This window comes from Methylophaga sp. UBA1464, assembly GCF_002325665.1.
Taxonomy (GTDB): Bacteria; Pseudomonadota; Gammaproteobacteria; order Nitrosococcales; family Methylophagaceae; genus Methylophaga.
The window spans coordinates 117,989-135,317 of record NZ_DCSO01000045.1 but is presented as its reverse complement, the minus strand read 5'-3'; the positions used below and the strand labels follow the sequence as shown (position 1 = coordinate 135,317).

Genomic DNA, 17,329 nt, shown 5'->3' with positions numbered 1-17,329 from the left:
TGCTGGAATATCCAAGGGTTGCCTTGCGCTGCACGACCAATCATTAACCCATCGGCCCCGGTTTTTTGCAAGACCATTAAGGCTTTCTGTGGCGTTTCAATATCGCCATTGGCAATCACCGGAATCCCAATGCGTGATTTGATTTCAGCAATGGTGTCGTATTCAGCATCACCTTTATAGGCATCAGCGCGGGTTCGACCATGTACTGCTAAGGCTTGAATACCGGCATCTTCAGCAATTCTGGCAATTCGTATCCCATTGCGATTATCCCGATCCCAGCCAGTACGAATTTTTAAGGTCACCGGAACGTCAACGGCTTGAACAACGGCTTCCAGAATATCGCCGACCAGTTTTTCATGTTGTAACAAAGCCGAGCCGGCCATGACATTGCAGACTTTTTTTGCCGGACAGCCCATATTGATATCGATAATATGCGCGCCTTCCGCCACATTATGGCGTGCTGCTTCAGCCATCATCTGCGGATCGGCGCCAGCAATCTGCACACTACGTGGTTCAGGTTCACCTTCATGATTGGCGCGTAACAATGATTTTTTGCTGGCCCATAAGGCTTTATTGGCGGTAATCATTTCCGAAACCGCCATGCCGGCACCGAGTTTGCGACAAAGCTGGCGAAATGGCCGATCGGTCACGCCTGCCATCGGTGCCAGAAACAGATTATTGGGCAAGGTGTAAGGCCCTATAGAAAAAGCTTTATCAGCCATGACGAATACCGCTCAGACGTGCCCACTCTTCCAGCACAACGGGGGAGTCCATATCAAATGCTGTTTGATAATGCTGGCGTAATGTCTCGGCTTGAACATCCAAAAGTCCGGATAACACCAGCTGAGTTTGAGGACGGGTTAACTCGATAAAACGCGGCATAAGTTCAATTAACGGACCCGCAAGAATATTCGCCAGCAATAAGTCACATTCAACAGTCGGGCAATGTTGCGGCAAATAGGTCTCAATTATCACGCCATTACGCTGAGCATTAGCCTGAGTGGCTTCCAGAGCCTGAGGATCGGTATCCACACCAATCACTTTATCGGCCCCAAGCAAGGCAGCAGCTATCGCCAGGATGCCACTGCCACAGCCGTAATCAATGACTGTTTTACCGGTTAAATCAGCCTGATCCAGCCATTGCAGACATAAAGCGGTGGTTGGGTGAGTGCCAGTACCGAACGCCAAACCCGGATCTAACAAGATATTAATGGCTTCTGGTTGCGGTGGTTGATGCCAGCTGGGCACGATCCACAATTTCTCACCGAAACAGATAGGTTTGAAATTGTCCATCCACTCACGTTCCCAGTCTTTATCTTCAACTGCTTCAATGCGGCAGTCAGGTAAATCCGTTAGCTGAGATTGCAGTGAGGTCAGTAGCGCGTCAGTGTCCGTTTCAGCATCAAATAATGCAATAACCGAGGTCGCAGACCACAAAGGTGTTTCGCCTATAGCGGGTTCGTAGATAGGCTGATCGGCATTGTCCTGAAAAGTGACTGCCGCTGCACCGCTCTCAGACAGAGCATCAGATAACGCTTCTGCCTGCTGCGGTGAGCTGGTGAAAATAAGTTGGATCCAGGCCATAACGGACGGACTTACAGTCCGAGTTTCTTTTCAAGATAGTGGATATTGGTGCCACCGGTCTGGAAATGCGTGTCATCCATAATGTCACGTTGCAGTTCAACATTGGTTTTGATGCCTTCAATGCCGATTTCTTTGAGCGCAGTACGCATACGGGCAATCGCTGATTCACGGGTATTACCGTAGGCAATCAGCTTGCCTATCAATGAATCATAATTTGGTGGTACACGATAGCCGCTGTACAGATGTGAATCCATGCGGATACCAGCGCCGCCTGGCGCATGATAATGCGTAACCAGACCCGGACTAGGCATAAAGGTACGTGGATCTTCTGCATTAATACGGCATTCAATGGCATGACCGCGCATCACAATGTCTTCCTGTTTCACAGAAAGTGGCATACCAGAAGCAATGCGGATTTGTTCAGCAACCAGATCCACACCGGTAACCCGCTCTGTGACCGGGTGTTCGACCTGAATGCGGGTATTCATCTCAATGAAATAGAACTCACCATCCTGATAGAGGAACTCAAACGTGCCGGCACCGCGATAACCGATACGTATACAGGCATCCGCACAGACTTTACCCATACGATCACGCATTTCGGAAGTGATGCCTGGTGCAGGTGCTTCTTCAACGACTTTCTGGTGTCGGCGCTGCATAGAACAGTCACGTTCACCTAAATGGACGGCATTACCATGCTCATCTGCCAGTACCTGAAACTCGATATGGCGTGGGTTTTCCAGGAATTTCTCCATGTAAACCATATCATTGCTGAACGCGGATTTAGCTTCGCTTTTGGTTAAGGCAATCGCATTCAGCAAATGCGCTTCACTGTGAACTTCACGCATACCGCGTCCACCGCCGCCGCCAGCTGCTTTGATAATAATTGGGTAACCAATTTCACGTGCCAGACGTAAATTGGTTTGATCATCATTGCCCAGGGGGCCATCCGAACCGGGAACACACGGTACACCAGCGGTTTTCATGGCTTTAATCGCTTCTACTTTGTCACCCATCATACGAATAGTTTCAGGACGGGGACCAATGAAAATAAAACCACTTTCTTCGACACGTTCAGCAAAGTCAGCATTTTCAGACAGGAAACCATAGCCAGGGTGGATTGCTGTGGCATCGGTGATTTCAGCCGCGCTGATTAACGCCGGTACATTCAGATAACTGAGACCGGATGGTGCCGGGCCGATACAGACACTTTCGTCTGCCAGTAGCACGTGTTTCAAATCACGATCCACGTCTGAGTGGACGGCCACGGTTTTGATACCCAGCTCCCAGCAGGATCTGAGAATACGCAAAGCAATCTCGCCACGATTAGCGATGACAATTTTATCAATCATGTTGTTTTATCCGCAGTTTTTGGCTTGCGATAACAGCCGGAGCTGTCAGCAATATTATTCGATAACGATCAATGGTTCGTCATACTCAACCGGGTGGCCATCTTCAACCAGAATAGCTTTAACGGTTCCGCTGCGATCGGCTTCAATCTGATTGAACATTTTCATCGCTTCAATGATACAAATGACATCACCGGCTGAAACTTGCTGACCCACTTCTACAAAGGAAGCCGCTTCAGGTGACGGCGAACGATAAAAAGTGCCAACCATTGGCGAACGCACTGCATTGGCTTCGTTAGAGGTTTTAGTAGCTGCGGCCGCTGCTGCTGTAGTGGCGGCTTCACTGGCAAAAGAGGGCGTGCTGGGTGCCGCTGATGCAGGTTGTGGCGCAGCAAAATACTGTTGTTGTGGTTGGACAGTGCTGGCGCGGCTGATACGAACAGATTCTTCACCTTCAGAAATTTCGATTTCAGCAACATCCGATTCCTGAATCAAATCAATCAATTTTTTTATTTTACGAATATCCATGATTTAGCCTTGAGGGTTGGTGTGTTTAATGGCAGCTTGTAATGCCAATTCATAACCTTGTGCTCCGAGTCCACAAATTACACCGACAGCCAGATCTGAAAAATAGGACTGTTGGCGAAATGCTTCACGACGATGCACATTGGACAGGTGTATTTCTATAAAAGGTATTGCCACCGCAGCTAAAGCATCACGAAGTGCCACGCTCGTATGCGTAAATGCTGCCGGGTTTATTAAAATAAAATCATATTGCTGGCGTGCTGACTGAATAGCCGAAATAAGTTCATGCTCGGCATTGCTTTGGAGGCAATCGAGTTGGTGTCCGTCAGCCTGCGCCAACTGTTGCAGTCGGGTGTTGATATCATCAAGGGTTGTGGCACCGTAAATTTCAGGCTCGCGCTGACCCAGCAGATTCAGATTGGGGCCATGCAATACTAGAAATTTCGCCATAACGACAACACACCAACGCTGGAAATATAAGGCGGGATTTTGCACTAGCCAGCGCTTTATTGTCCAGCTTTTTAACGAAAAATCCGGCTTTTTGTCGCTAATTTCGCCGAAATACAGGCATTCTCACTATTTTGTTGATTGAGCAAGGAAATCCGCCAGATGAGCGTTCAACTGGGCGGCAGAGACATGTCCAACCAAACGATGAGAGGCTGATTCGTTAGCATTTTTATCATAAAACAACATGCTTGGCGGTCCAAAGACGCGAAGGGCTTTTAATAGCGCTTGATGCGCATCGGTATTATCGGTGAGGTCGACTTTCAGTAGCGTAAAATTCTGCAGGGTGCTGACAACCTGAGGATCACGAAAAGTGGTTTGCTCCATAGCCTTACAATCGGTACACCAGTCTGCATAAAAATCCAGCATTACCGGTTGATTGCTTTGGCTTAGCGCTGATTCAAGCTCTTCAACTGAATTCACATTGGTAAACTGCAATTTTGCTGTGGTTGTTGAGCTGGCATTGCCGATTGTCAGGTTATGCAGAGGCTGCAATATGGAATTTCCGCCACTGGCGCTGCCGATCAGCAATAAAGCACCGCTGATAAGTGACAGTAAACCAAGACCTTTCCATAGTTTTTGCCAACCAGTGGCTTCAATCGGCAGACTGTTAAGTGCGCCCAGATATACTGCGCTGATAATCAACAGAGCACCACTCATAAACAGAATCGCCCATCCCGGCATAATCCGATCCAGCATCCAGATGGCAAGCGCGATCAGCATCACACCAAAAAACGCTTTGATATTTTCCATCCAGCGGCCAGCTTTAGGTAACAGGGTCCCGGCAGATGTACCGATTATCAATAACGGAATGCCCATGCCGATACTCATCGCAAATAATGCTGCACCACCTAATATCGGATCGGCATGCTGACTGATAAATAACAATGCGCCGGCCAGTGGTGGTGCCAGGCACGGTCCGACAATTAATCCTGATAACAAGCCCATTAACGCGACCCCGATTAAGGTGCCGCCTTGCTGACGATGGCTGAGCTGATGCAGGCGTTGTTGTAAACCATGCGGTAACTGCAATTCAAAAAAGCCAAACATCGATAAAGACAACAACAGTAAGATGCCGACAAAGCTGGAGATCACCCAGGGATTTTGCAGCATTCCCTGCAGATTACCGCCGAGTAATCCGGTTAATACGCCGGCAGCTGTGTAAGTAACTGACATGGCCAGTACATAGGTAAGTGACAGAATAAATGCCCTGCGCGTGGTGATGTGTTCACCCTGGCCAATAATGATGCCGGATAAAATCGGAATCATTGGAAACACACAGGGCGTAAAGGCGAGCAGTAAGCCGAGCCCCAGAAAGCCGAACAGAATCTGCAGCAGATTATCGTTTTGCAGACGTTGGGAAATCTCATCCTGCTGGCTAACAGCATTCGAGTTCATGACCGGGTTAACAGGGGCGGATTCGACAGCCGCTGCCCCGGTACTTGCTGAATCCGTAACCGCGGGCAGACTCAGATTAATGGTCTTGCGAGTAGGCGGATAACAAATCCCAAAAGTTTCAGAGCAACCTTGATAGTGAGCCGTTAACGTCACCGAGGTTGCGTCAGTCTGGTTGCGAATTAAAGGCAGGTTTAGCTGTAGATCGCTGGTGTAAACTTCCGATAGCCCAAAATAGGCATCATTCTTCATCTCACCGCCAGGTAAGGTGAATTCACCTATCTGCACCGCATCACTATCAGTTATTTCAAAATGGATTTTATCCTGATAAAGGTAATTCCCCTCCATGATTTGCCAGCCGGCCAGAATGGTTTCTGGAGAGGTCAATACCGCATCAAAGGCAAATGCTTCATCCACTTCGGGAGGCATATCGGCATCGCTAAACCCGAACTTCTCCAGCAGACTCGGTCGCGCCTGAGCTGAAAAACTGCTGAGCAGCATAAGCAGTATCAAAAATTGTTTCATGTAAAGATCGCCACAGATTCGTTGCAGTTACAGACCATTCTAACAGCCGATTGTTACACGGGTGAATGTAACAGGGTGTCATGTTGTCTTTAAACTGTAATAATTAGCCACATTTTCGGCAAAGCACGGGTGTCCAGTGGAAATTAAAACCATTCATAAACTTGAAAAGCAGGCCTATAAAAAAAGCCATGCAGAAATAGCCAGAATAGGTTTTGCCTTATTTTTCCTCGCGGCCATCATGGCATACAGTTTCGCCACTTCCGGCGGCGTTCCCAATAATCTCTTTTTAGCTATTGCCGCCGTTTTTGGTGGTTATATGGCGATGAATATCGGTGCCAACGATGTCGCCAACAATGTCGGGCCAGCAGTCGGTTCTAAAGCATTGACCATGGGCGGCGCCATCATGATTGCGATGATTTTCGAGGCCGCAGGCGCTTTTATTGCCGGTGGTGAGGTGGTGTCGACCATCAAAGGTGGCATCATAGATATCAACCAGTTTGGTACCGATACCGATAGTTTTATCTGGGCCATGATGGCGGCATTACTGGCGGCAGCGTTATGGTTGAATCTGGCTACGTTTGCCGGCGCGCCGGTATCCACTACCCATTCCATTGTCGGCGGTGTTATGGGCGGTGGTATGGCCGCGGCCGGATTCAGTATTGTTGATTGGGGCACCATGGGCGCCATCGTCAGCTCGTGGATAATTTCGCCATTGATGGGCGGAATAATTGCAGCTTCATTCCTATTGGCGATTAAAAAAACCATCATTTTCCGCGAGGATAAAGTTCAGGCTTCATATCGCTGGGTGCCTATCTATGTCGCCGTTATGGCATGGGCGTTTTCCACCTATCTGGTCATTAAAGGGCTTAATCAGGTTTGGGGCGGTTTTGTTGCCGCTCTCAATGGTTTGCCGATGGTGACGATTGCTCCGCAAGGTAAACCGAGTTTTCTTATTGCCATGCTGATTGGTTTAATGATCGGCGTTCTGGTGTTCTGGATTGTTAAAAAGACCATTGGCAGTAATCTGCCACACATGAAAAATGATCGTGCCAGCGTCAACGCACAATTCACCATTCCATTGATTTTTGCCGCGGCGTTATTAAGTTTTGCCCATGGTGCCAACGACGTGGCAAACGCGATTGGGCCTTTAGCGGCTATTAACGATGCGATTATGACGGGCGGCATTACGTCTCAGGCTGGTATTCCAATCTGGGTCATGGCCGTGGGCGCATTGGGTATTGCGATTGGTTTGGGTTTATATGGTCCACGGTTGATTCGAACTGTCGGTGGTGAAATTACCGAACTGGATCAGATGCGCGCCTATTCGATTGCCATGGCGGCCTCATTAACAGTCATTATCGCCAGTCAGCTTGGTTTGCCGGTCAGCACCACTCATGTTGCCATTGGTGGTGTGTTTGGGGTGGGTTTCCTGCGTGAATGGCTGGATGAATCAAATAAAATTGAAAGACAGATTGATCGGGAAAAAGCTGAAATCAAAGATGATAAAAAAATGCTGAACGCATTGCGTAATGAGCTGAAAAAGCTGGAGAAAAAACCATCGAAAACGGTTGAAGAATATCAACGTATCACCGAGCTATTTCGCTTAATTGATGAAGAAAAAGCAGAATTGAAAAAAGCCAAAAAGCTGTTAAAGAAAGACAAGAAAAACCTGTTTGTAAAACGCGATATGGTGAAAAAAATTGTAACTGCATGGGTTATCACGGTCCCTGCCGCTGCTACATTATCAGCCTGCATCTTCTTTATGATCAAAGGCATTATGCTGTAATCAAATGTTCATCAATCTGACATATTCTGTGTTTTAAACCATTTGTCAGAGCACAGTCGATATGCTGAATAAACTCAAATCCCTACCCGTCGCTATTCAGCAATATCTGGTGGTCACATTCAGCTACTGGGCATTTACCGTTTCTGATGGGGCATTACGCATGTTGGTGGTGCTGTTTTTCCACCAGCTAGGTTACAGCCCGCTGGAAGTGGCGATGCTGTTTGTGCTTTATGAGTTTTTCGGCATTGTGACAAACCTGGTCGGCGGATGGCTGGCAGCCAGATTAGGGCTTAATGTCACCATGCATCTGGGCTTGTTATTACAGGTCATCGCTCTGGCGATGCTTTTGGTGGATCCGCAATGGCTCACCGTAGCCTATGTGATGGTGGCACAGGCATTATCCGGTATCGCCAAAGATCTTAATAAAATGAGCGCTAAATCCAGCATCAAAATGCTGGTGGCGGATAACGCCCAATCTACTTTATTTAAATGGATATCCATTCTCACCGGCTCCAAAAATGCACTGAAAGGGGTGGGTTTTTTTGTCGGTGCAGCATTGCTTTCATGGATCGGCTTTCGTGGAGCCATTTTTACAATGGCTGTCGTGCTGTTAGTGGTGTTAATTCTCAGTATTGTGTTACTGCAGCGCGATTTGGGTAAAGCCAAAAATAAACCCAGGTTCAGCGATATCTGGTCAAAAAGTGCCGCGGTCAATCGATTGTCGCTGGCCAGGTTTTTTCTGTTTGGTTCCCGTGATATCTGGTTTGTGGTGGCTTTACCGGTGTTTTTGCATGCTCAACTGCAATGGCCGGCCATCTATGTAGGCGCGTTACTGGCAGCATGGGTTATCGCTTATGGCATAGTGCAGGCATTGGCACCGAAACTGACCGGTTTTTCCAAACAGCATGCGCCTGACGGTTATCATGTCTGGCTATGGTCGTTGCCGTTAATGGTTCTGCCATTACTTATCGCGATGACCGTTTATTTTCAATGGGCTGTGTTGCCAGCGTTAACCGCAGGTTTATTAGTCTATGGGGCGGTATTTGCCATTAACTCTGCCATCCATTCCTATTTGATAGTTTCATATGCCGATGCGGCAGGGGTTTCACTGGATGTCGGATTTTATTACATGGCCAATGCGGCAGGCCGGCTGTTTGGTACTTTGTTATCCGGCTGGGTTTATCAGGTGGCCGGACTGGCAGCCTGTCTGGTGATTTCTGCGCTGATGATTCTGGCCGCCAGTATTATTTCAAAATTGTTACCCCGCCAAGCTCAGTATTGATAAAGCTTTCAGCGCTGTTATCAGATTGTAATAATTTCCCATTAAGCTTTATTCTAATTAAAGATGGATTAGGAATTTGCAAGATATGAGCATATCGGTTTTGTTGGTGGAAGATGATGCTGCCATTCGTGACATGATTACCTTCAGCCTGCGTCAGGTTGGTTTTACCTGTGAAGCATCGAAAGATGCTGAGTCCGGACTGGAATGGCTGAAAAATCAGCAGCCTGACATGATTTTACTGGACTGGATGTTACCCGGAATTGATGGTATTGAATTTATTCGCCGTCTGCGTGCCAATGAGTTTTTAGCTTCAATTCCGGTCATCATGCTCACCGCTAAAGGTGAAAGTGAAGATATGGTCAAAGGTCTGAGCGTTGGCGCCGATGATTACATCAACAAACCTTTTTCGCCTCCCGAACTGATAGCCCGCATTAAAGCGGTTTTACGGCGTTGCCGTCCGATGGAAGATGACGACGCGCAGAAACTGCAGATGGGTGAACTGGTCATGGATACCAAGAGCCATCGGGTGTCGGTCAATGGTGAACGCATAGAACTGGGGCCGACCGAATTCCGTTTACTACACTTTTTTATGAAAAATCCCGAACGAGCCTACAATCGTTCCCAGCTGTTGGATTTCGTCTGGGGGGATACCGTATATATTGAAGAGCGCACGGTGGATGTGCATATTCGGCGGCTACGTAAGGCGCTGGAACCCAGCGGTCATGACAACCTCGTACAAACTGTCCGCGGTGTTGGCTACCGTTTTTCTGCTGAATAGCAGGATTGTCGAATGCAATGGGATTATTGGCGTTTAATTACCCTGCTGAGCTTAGCCGGGTTTCTGGGATTGGTGCTGGGCCATATGATGCCCTTTTTGTTTGTGGCGGCACTGATCTATGCATTATGGCTTCAATGGCAGTGGACACTTTTACAAAACTGGTTATTGAAAACCAATAAAAACCGCCCGCCTTCGGCAGATGGTGTGATTGATGATGTTCGGCGCCAAATTGAGCGCATGCGCTTGCAGAACAGTAATCGTAAAAAGAAACTCACCGGGTATTTGAAACGATTCAAAACGGCGACAGCAGCCATACCTGATGGTATTGTTGTTATCGGTGAATTTGGTCAGGTTGAATGGGCGAACCAATCTGCCAAAGCACTGTTGGGTATTCATTGGCCTCGTGACGCAAATTTGCGTGTCAATAATCTGTTGCGTGATCCGGCGTTTCATAAACTATTGGATATGCCGATTGATAAAAATATAACAACGCAGATCACCTCTCCTAAAAATCAGGCTACCCAACTGGAATTGAAACTGGTTGAGTATGCTGATAATGATCGCCTTCTTATCGCCCGGGACGTCACTCAGACCATTAAGTTACAACGAATGCGGCGGGATTTTGTCGCCAATGTTTCTCATGAGTTACGCACCCCCTTAACTGTTTTACGTGGCTATCTTGAGAGTTTTGATGTTGATAGTGATCCAGCCATGTGGCGTCAAGCTTTGCCCGTCATGCAACAGCAAACCCTGCGTATGCATCTGATGATCAAAGATTTGTTAGCTTTATCTCAGCTTGAAACGGGCGACAAGCCTCTACATCATGTGCCGACAGATGTGAGTAGATTACTGCAAAGTATTGTTGATGATGTGAAACGTCTTGATAGTTTTCAGGATCATCAAATCACATTAAATTGCCGGACGGATAAATGGTTATTGGCTGATGTAGATGAATTACGCAGCGCAATTTCAAATCTGGTTTTTAATGCCGTGAAATACACACCCGCCGGTACCAAAATCACGATTAACTGGACGGTTGATGGGCAGGGAAGTGTCATTGAGGTGATTGATGATGGTGACGGGATTGCGAGCCATCATCTGGAGCGGCTGACTGAGCGTTTTTATCGTGTGGATAACGGTCGGGATCGCGAAAGCGGTGGTACGGGGTTGGGTCTGGCTATCGTAAAACATATTGTCACTCGGCATAAAGGTCGGCTGGAGATACAAAGTGAGTTAGGGGAAGGCGCCGCTTTTCGCTGTATTTTTCCAACAGAAAAAGCAATTTCTGCCCCAGATATTTAATGATTTTCTGTCATTAATATTACGTTTTACAATGATATTAATGAAACGCCTTTGCTATAAAATAGCCCCAGTTTGAAAACAAATTGTTCATATTAAGTGTCCACAAACTTAATGACTCATAATCATCATTTGTAAAATTTAACTCGAATACAAATTAACGCTTCTGCAATCCATAAAAATTGATCTTACAAGGATATCTTTAATGTTGACCAATCAGCACATTTCCCAGCAGTTTGAAAAGCAATTACAAGATATTCGTAGTCAATTATTAGCGATGGGAGGCCTGGTTGAAAGACAAGTAAGCAACGCGATGCAGGCATTATTGACGGGTGACACCGATTTAGCGCGTGATGTCATAAGTGGTGATGATGAGGTCAACAAATGCGATCTTGCTGCAGATGAAAGCTGCATCAGTATCATTGCATTACGTCAACCCAGTGCCGGAGATCTGAGACTGGTGACGGTTATTTCAAAAATCATTACCGATTTAGAGCGTGTGGGTGATGAATCCGTGCGGATAGCCAAAATGGCACTTAATTTATCGGAAAAGGATCGCCCAAATAAAAATTACCGTGAGTTAAGAAGGCTGGGTATGCATGTAGAAACCATGTTGCGTGATTCGCTGGATGCTTTTGCCAGACAGGATGCTGACCTGGCGTTGAAAGTGGCCCGTGAAGATAACAGTGTTGATGAGGAGTATGAAAGCCTGTTAAGACAGCTTATGACTTACATGATGGAAGATCCTCGAAAAATCAGTCGTGCTATCGATATGATGTGGTCAGCACGGGCTTTGGAGCGTATCGGCGATCATTCACGCAATATTGCTGAACACACCATATATCTTGTCAAAGGCAAAGATGTGCGTCATTTGAGTATTGATAAAATGGAACAGGTCATAAAACAAAAATAAAATTAAGTGGTTTCTCGGCTAGCCTACTTAATATCCCAAGTCCTATCCTGGTATACAACAGATCCTAAATCATCATTTGATTAGACTTTGAATGATATCAACGGTATTAACCATACTTCTCCTGCACCATCCTGAATATCAATAATGGTATGACAGAAAAGAGTCAGGCAGAATGCTTGCAACTAGAACAAAGCTGAGATTATGGAAACACCTGATGATTTTGATGTACTTGCCGCTGTGGATCTGGGTTCCAACAGCTTTCATATGATTATTGCCCGCCTGCGTGATGACCACTTCCAGATAATGGATCGGCTGCGGGAGATGGTGCAGTTGCGGGCCGGGCTGGATAAGCAAAATAAGCTGTCTGATGAAGCCCAGGACCGTGCCATTGCTTGTCTGGAGCGTTTTGGTGAGCGTGTTCGTCATTTACCTGCTGGTAAAGTTCGGGTGGTAGGAACTAATACCCTTAGGGTGGCTGAAAACAGTCGTGAATTTCTACGTAAGGCGCGTCAGGCGCTGGGGCATCCTATTGAAATCGTCACCGGCGAGGAAGAGGCCCGACTGATCTATCTGGGCGTGTCGCGATCACTGGCGTTTGATAATAGTCGTAGATTGGTGATGGATATTGGTGGCGGCAGTACCGAATATATTATCGGCGAAGGATTAGATGGATTGCGCCGTGAAAGCCTGGAAATGGGCTGTGTCAGTTTCACTCAACGGTTTTTTACAGATGGCACGGTCAGTCAATTACGCATGCAGGCTGCTTTATTAACCGCTGCTATCAAGCTGCGCTCTATTCAGCGCCCATACCAGAATCTGGGCTGGGTCGAAGCAGTCGGTGCTTCCGGAACTATTCGCACAGTGGCCAGTATCGCGACAGCCCAGAGCTGGAGTGAAAACGGTGTGATCACCGCCGAAGCGCTGGATAAAATAATTGCCCATATGGTGGAAGCCGGTCATCACGACAAGTTTCAACTGGAAGGTTTAGGTCCCGAACGAGCCAATGTTCTGGCTGGTGGGGTTGCGGTATTAAAAGCGTCATTCGATCGATTGAAAATTGAACGCATGATTGTGTCGGATGGTGCATTACGTGAAGGATTGCTCTACGATCTGCAAGGTCGTATTCAGCATGATGATGAACGCGATCGCACAGTGAATGCTTTGGCTCGTCGTTATCATGTGGATGAGTCTCATGCCGAACGGGTCAGCAAAATGGCCACCGAGTTGTATGAACAGGTTGCCGCCGAATGGGAAATCAATACCGAAGAACAATTGCAGCGCTTGCAATGGGCAGCCAAGCTCCATGAGGTGGGGCTGGAGATTTCGCACTATCAATATCACAAACACTCTTCTTATTTAGTTGCCAACTCCGATCTGCCGGGGTTTTCCAGAGAAGAGCAGCAAGCCCTTGCCGCGATGGTGAGAGGTCAGCGCCGGAGTTTTCCACGTAAACATATCAAACAACTGTCCGATGAGATGCAGCAGGCCACAATGCGATTGACGATTTTGCTGCGTTTGTCACTGGTGTTTAATCGAGGTCGAAGTGAAAAGACCGATACGCATGTTGGCCTTAGTTTGCATCGTAATTCTCTGATATTGACACTGCCATCCGGCTGGCTGGAAGAACATCCATTGACTGAAGCGGACTTGATGCAGGAAAGACAGGAGCTAAAAGAAATTGATATTCGCCTGAAAATTCGTGATTAATCTGGAATTTCACTCCACTGCAACAGTCAATCTCTTATAGATAAGGGTGGTTTTATGTGGCGATCAGTTTGTGTATTTGTTTCAGGCTTGATGTTATCCCTGCCGCTTTGGGCAGAAGAGCAGCTATACCTGAGCGAAACCGGCGATCGCTTTACCATCAGTCAAACCAAAGATGGTCAATATTGGGGGTCGCTGATTATCAGTGATAAACATACTGCCAGCTTTGCTCATAATGAACTCATTCTGCTACAGCTTGATGAGCAAACACCTGTTTCTCTTGAACATGGCAATTTGAGTTGCGGTTCACCCGCTAAAGCCCGGCAAACAGTGTTTTATGACGTTTCCCCTTCAGCTAATGAATTATTCATCAAAGGAAAGGCGCAGCCCTTACCTAAAGGTTTCCAGCAAGTCAGACAGCGCGATGTATTTACTACAATTACCGCCGATCGACGTGCTGAAACTGTTGATTTTGTCTTGAACGATGAAACGGTCAATCTGCAGCAGCTGCAATCTGCCAGCACACTGAAGTTTCGTTTTGTCACCGATGATGGAAAACGTCGTCAGGCACTTTTTCATATACAACAATAATAAGACTGTTGGCCCTGACATAACGTCAGAGCCAACCATGACAGATTACTTGGCTTTGCTGGGTTTAACCTCGCCAATTGCGCCATCAGCACGGGCTTTCAGGTAAGCATAAATTTGATCCATGCCTTCCATCACCTGGGGATTACTTTCCCAGGCTGGCATCATGCCGATTTGTCCCATCTTGCCGTGAGTAACAGAGGCGATAAATTCATCTTTGGAAATGACATTCAAGCTATCCGCCAGATTGGGCCCCACCATACCTTGTGCATAGGTGCCATGACAGCGGGCACACCAGTTACGATAAAGTTTATAGCCATTAAAGGTTGCACTATCCAAAGCCTGTCCATCGGTTACGGTATAAGGCTTATCGTCGGCAAGACTGAAAGGGCTGAAAGCCAGCAGACTTGCGATAATGGCTAAACTACTTGGTTTTAGACTATTTTTTTGCATATTGTCCCCCCATAAATATCAATAATCAGGTCATTGAGAGTCATCCGCTTTTAATGCGGGCAACGGATAGTCAATGTTCGATTACAACGGTCAAAACCCTGATTCAATCTTCCGGTCATTTGGAAACTGCTGTGTTAATTAACATGGTTCTGTACCATTCAATCTGTTTTGAACAGCATACTCTTTAACCTTCAAATATAGTTTAGTAAATGCTAATAAATGAAAAATGTGTTTTTTGCGGCTCTTGTATGTCAAATCACACAAAAAATACAGGGTTAAAGTGTTAATCTGTCCGCTAGTTGAAATTCAGGTTACATAAATGGATGCACTTACGACTTCGTTAATCACGGCTTTTTTGCTTGGTTTGTTCAGCTCGGCACATTGCATTGCCATGTGTGGTTCCGTTATCGGTGCATTAACACTGACCTTACCGGCGCACATTCGTGAACAGCCACGCAAAATGTTGCCATTTGTGTTGAATTACAACGTTGGCCGCATACTCAGTTATGCCATTGCGGGAGGGCTTGTCGGATTAGTTGCTTCACCACTGGCACAAATAGATGGTTTGCCGTTTTTACGCTATCTCTCCGTATTGGTGATGATCGGTATGGGCTTATATCTGGCCGGCTGGTTCCCCAGGTTTGCCCATGCTGAAAAAATCGGTGCGCCTATCTGGCGAAAATTACAGCCCATCGGCCAAAAACTGCTCCCGGTACGCACCTTAAAACAGGCCTTTTTATTAGGTGCAGTCTGGGGCTGGCTACCATGTGGTCTGGTGTATGCCGGACTGGCAGTAGCAGCAACCACAGGTGATCCTTTATACGCTGCATCGGTGATGCTGGCATTTGGTTTGGGTACCTTGCCGGCAGTGATGGGTGCCGGGATGTTTGCCGGCTTGCTGGCCTCATTAGCCCGTAATTTACTGTTTCGTAAATTCGCTGGCATCATGATTATCATGATGGCTCTGCTGGTTTTATTGTGGCCGCATGGCGGACATGAACATCATGATCACTCAGAGATGCAGCAGGTAACTGAACCTGCTGATGATGACTCACATGTCGGACACCAACACTAAGTCGGGTATGACAGAATGACAATAGAAATGATTGGCCATTCCCCTCAAATAACCCATCTTCAGCGGGTATTACCGATGATTGCCCTGAGTGATGCCAGTGTGCTGATTTCGGGTGCTACCGGGACGGGCAAGGAGTTGGTGGCGCAAAGCCTGCATCAGTTGAGCCGACGCTCAGATAAACCCATGGTGACCATTAACTGTGCCGCTTTGCCGGCGCAGGAGGCTGAAGTGGATTTGTTTGGACGTGCCAATGCTGCTGGTGAAGTGATTGAGCCGGGACGATTACTCGCCGCACAGGGCAGCTCGGTGTTTCTGGATGAAGTGGATGCCTTGCCATTAAGCGTTCAGGCCAAAGTGTTGCGATTTCTGGAAGCCGGAGAATGCCAGTTAGCAGGCAGTCATAAATTACATGTAATTGATGCACGTATTCTGGCCGCTACCAGCGTGGATTTGCCAGCTGAAGTCAAGGCTGGGCGATTCCGGGCAGATTTATATTACCGTCTGCAGGTTGTACCTCTGGAGTTGCCACCATTACTGCAACGCAATGAAGATATACCGCTGTTGTTAACGTATTTTGCCAAACAATTTGCCGGCAACAATGCACCACTGCGCTTTGCCAAAGAAACCCTATATCAATTACAACGCTATGATTGGCCAGGAAATGTCCGTGAACTATCCAATTTCTGTCAGCGGCTGAGTTTATTGCAGCCCGGCAGCATGGTGCAGCTGGCAGATCTGCCCGCAGAAATGCAGCAGAAATCTGCATCTGCCACCCAGCAATTTCATATTCCGCCAGAAGGGATCGATCTGGCGCAGCTGGAGCTGGACCTGATTGAACAGGCACTGGAAATGGCTGCCGGAAATCGTTCCAAGGCTGCCAGACTGTTAGGCATTACCCGCGATACGCTGCTTTATCGCATGCAGAAATACGGTCTGTCTGACGAAGCCAGATAATTATCAGCCTGGCCTTGTCTGTTTATCTTTCATCGCCGCCTCAACCCGTAGGGCTGGGACCATTTTTCCGACCAACTGTGTTGGGAATAAATTTATGCTGAACAACGACATTGCAACATTTCCGCCTTGATGGACAAAAAAATAGCTTTCAATAGTGGTGGCAATGACTGATCAACAGGTCCTAGTCCGTGCGAAAAAAGTGCCGATAGTTTACAGTAGCGGCACGGCAATAAATGAGTAAACAGGCATGAAACAGTATCTCGATTTACTTCGCGATGTGATTGAAAATGGCGTCGATAAAGGCGACCGGACCGGTACCGGTGCCCGGTCCGTTTTTGGACGGCAGGTTCGTTATGATTTGGCGGAAGGCTTTCCCTTACTGACTACCAAAAAACTGCATATTCGCAGTATTCTGCATGAGCTGCTGTGGTTTCTCAGTGGCGAAACCAATATTCGTTATCTGAAAGAAAATGGCGTATCAATCTGGGATGACTGGGCGACACCGGACGGTGAACTCGGCCCGGTTTATGGCGCACAATGGCGAAACTGGCAAGGAGCTGATGGTAAAACCTATGATCAGATCCTGGCGTTAGTCGAGGGACTGAAAAATAACCC

At 47.2% G+C, this 17,329-nt stretch carries 17 protein-coding genes; 10 read left to right on the top strand and 7 right to left on the bottom strand.

Annotated features, from left to right (window positions below; translation table 11 throughout):
* From dusB to dsbD, 6 genes are all read right to left on the bottom strand, one after another.
* Window positions 1-722: tRNA dihydrouridine synthase DusB (gene dusB / locus B3O33_RS05340; protein ID WP_292363145.1), on the bottom strand; the 722-nt coding region annotated here is incomplete at its 3' end.
* A complete protein-coding gene (gene prmA, locus B3O33_RS05335) occupies window positions 715-1,584 on the bottom strand; it encodes a 50S ribosomal protein L11 methyltransferase (protein WP_292361298.1) in 870 nt (289 codons plus the stop codon). The genes prmA and dusB, both read right to left, overlap by 8 nt.
* A gap of 11 nt (window positions 1,585-1,595) precedes the next feature.
* Entirely contained in the window at window positions 1,596-2,936 is a 1,341-nt protein-coding gene (gene accC, locus B3O33_RS05330) for an acetyl-CoA carboxylase biotin carboxylase subunit (RefSeq protein WP_292361297.1), read from the bottom strand.
* A 54-nt stretch (window positions 2,937-2,990) separates the two neighbouring features.
* The gene (accB, locus tag B3O33_RS05325; RefSeq protein ID WP_292361296.1) at window positions 2,991-3,461 is read right to left on the bottom strand and encodes an acetyl-CoA carboxylase biotin carboxyl carrier protein; all 471 of its coding nucleotides are present in this window, start codon (window positions 3,459-3,461) and stop codon (window positions 2,991-2,993) included.
* A gap of 3 nt (window positions 3,462-3,464) precedes the next feature.
* Complete coding sequence (gene aroQ, locus B3O33_RS05320) at window positions 3,465-3,908, bottom strand: type II 3-dehydroquinate dehydratase (RefSeq protein ID WP_292361295.1); 444 nt, start codon at window positions 3,906-3,908, stop codon at window positions 3,465-3,467.
* 126 nt (window positions 3,909-4,034) lie between these two features.
* A complete protein-coding gene (gene dsbD, locus B3O33_RS05315) occupies window positions 4,035-5,882 on the bottom strand; it encodes a protein-disulfide reductase DsbD (RefSeq protein ID WP_292361294.1) in 1,848 nt (615 codons plus the stop codon).
* A gap of 136 nt (window positions 5,883-6,018) precedes the next feature.
* On the opposite strand from dsbD, the gene B3O33_RS05310 reads away from it, so the two are divergent.
* The 7 genes from B3O33_RS05310 (at window position 6,019) to B3O33_RS05280 (ending at window position 14,235) form a co-directional block, all read left to right on the top strand.
* Window positions 6,019-7,668, top strand: coding sequence for an inorganic phosphate transporter (locus B3O33_RS05310; protein ID WP_292361293.1), 1,650 nt, complete (start codon window positions 6,019-6,021; stop codon window positions 7,666-7,668).
* 61 nt (window positions 7,669-7,729) lie between these two features.
* Window positions 7,730-8,950 carry an organoarsenical effux MFS transporter ArsJ gene (gene arsJ / locus B3O33_RS05305; protein ID WP_292361292.1) on the top strand — a complete coding sequence of 407 codons (1,221 nt, stop codon included), beginning with the start codon at window positions 7,730-7,732 and terminating at the stop codon, window positions 8,948-8,950.
* An 85-nt stretch (window positions 8,951-9,035) separates the two neighbouring features.
* Complete coding sequence (phoB, locus tag B3O33_RS05300) at window positions 9,036-9,728, top strand: phosphate regulon transcriptional regulator PhoB (RefSeq protein ID WP_292361291.1); 693 nt, start codon at window positions 9,036-9,038, stop codon at window positions 9,726-9,728.
* A gap of 12 nt (window positions 9,729-9,740) precedes the next feature.
* Window positions 9,741-11,030, top strand: a complete 1,290-nt coding sequence (gene phoR, locus B3O33_RS05295) for a phosphate regulon sensor histidine kinase PhoR (protein WP_292363144.1) — start codon at window positions 9,741-9,743, stop codon at window positions 11,028-11,030.
* 202 nt (window positions 11,031-11,232) lie between these two features.
* Complete coding sequence (phoU, locus tag B3O33_RS05290; RefSeq protein WP_292361289.1) at window positions 11,233-11,940, top strand: phosphate signaling complex protein PhoU; 708 nt, start codon at window positions 11,233-11,235, stop codon at window positions 11,938-11,940.
* Window positions 11,941-12,141: 201 nt separating this feature from the next.
* Window positions 12,142-13,647, top strand: coding sequence for an exopolyphosphatase (gene ppx, locus B3O33_RS05285; protein ID WP_292363142.1), 1,506 nt, complete (start codon window positions 12,142-12,144; stop codon window positions 13,645-13,647).
* Window positions 13,648-13,701: 54 nt separating this feature from the next.
* Window positions 13,702-14,235: a hypothetical protein gene (locus B3O33_RS05280; protein WP_292361287.1), complete on the top strand. Its 534-nt coding sequence runs from the start codon at window positions 13,702-13,704 to the stop codon at window positions 14,233-14,235.
* A 45-nt stretch (window positions 14,236-14,280) separates the two neighbouring features.
* On the opposite strand, the gene B3O33_RS05275 is transcribed toward B3O33_RS05280, so the two are convergent.
* Entirely contained in the window at window positions 14,281-14,685 is a 405-nt protein-coding gene (locus B3O33_RS05275; protein WP_292361286.1) for a c-type cytochrome, read from the bottom strand.
* Window positions 14,686-15,004: 319 nt separating this feature from the next.
* Here B3O33_RS05275 and B3O33_RS05270 point away from each other — a divergent pair, with 319 nt between their 5' ends.
* The 3 genes from B3O33_RS05270 to thyA form a co-directional block, all read left to right on the top strand.
* Window positions 15,005-15,760, top strand: a complete 756-nt coding sequence (locus B3O33_RS05270) for a sulfite exporter TauE/SafE family protein (protein ID WP_292361285.1) — start codon at window positions 15,005-15,007, stop codon at window positions 15,758-15,760.
* Window positions 15,761-15,775: 15 nt separating this feature from the next.
* Window positions 15,776-16,714 (top strand): sigma 54-interacting transcriptional regulator, encoded by a 939-nt coding sequence (locus B3O33_RS05265; protein WP_292361284.1) that lies wholly within the window; start codon window positions 15,776-15,778, stop codon window positions 16,712-16,714.
* A 247-nt stretch (window positions 16,715-16,961) separates the two neighbouring features.
* Window positions 16,962-17,329 (top strand): thymidylate synthase (gene thyA, locus B3O33_RS05260; protein WP_292363141.1); only part of this gene is annotated, 368 nt, incomplete at its 3' end.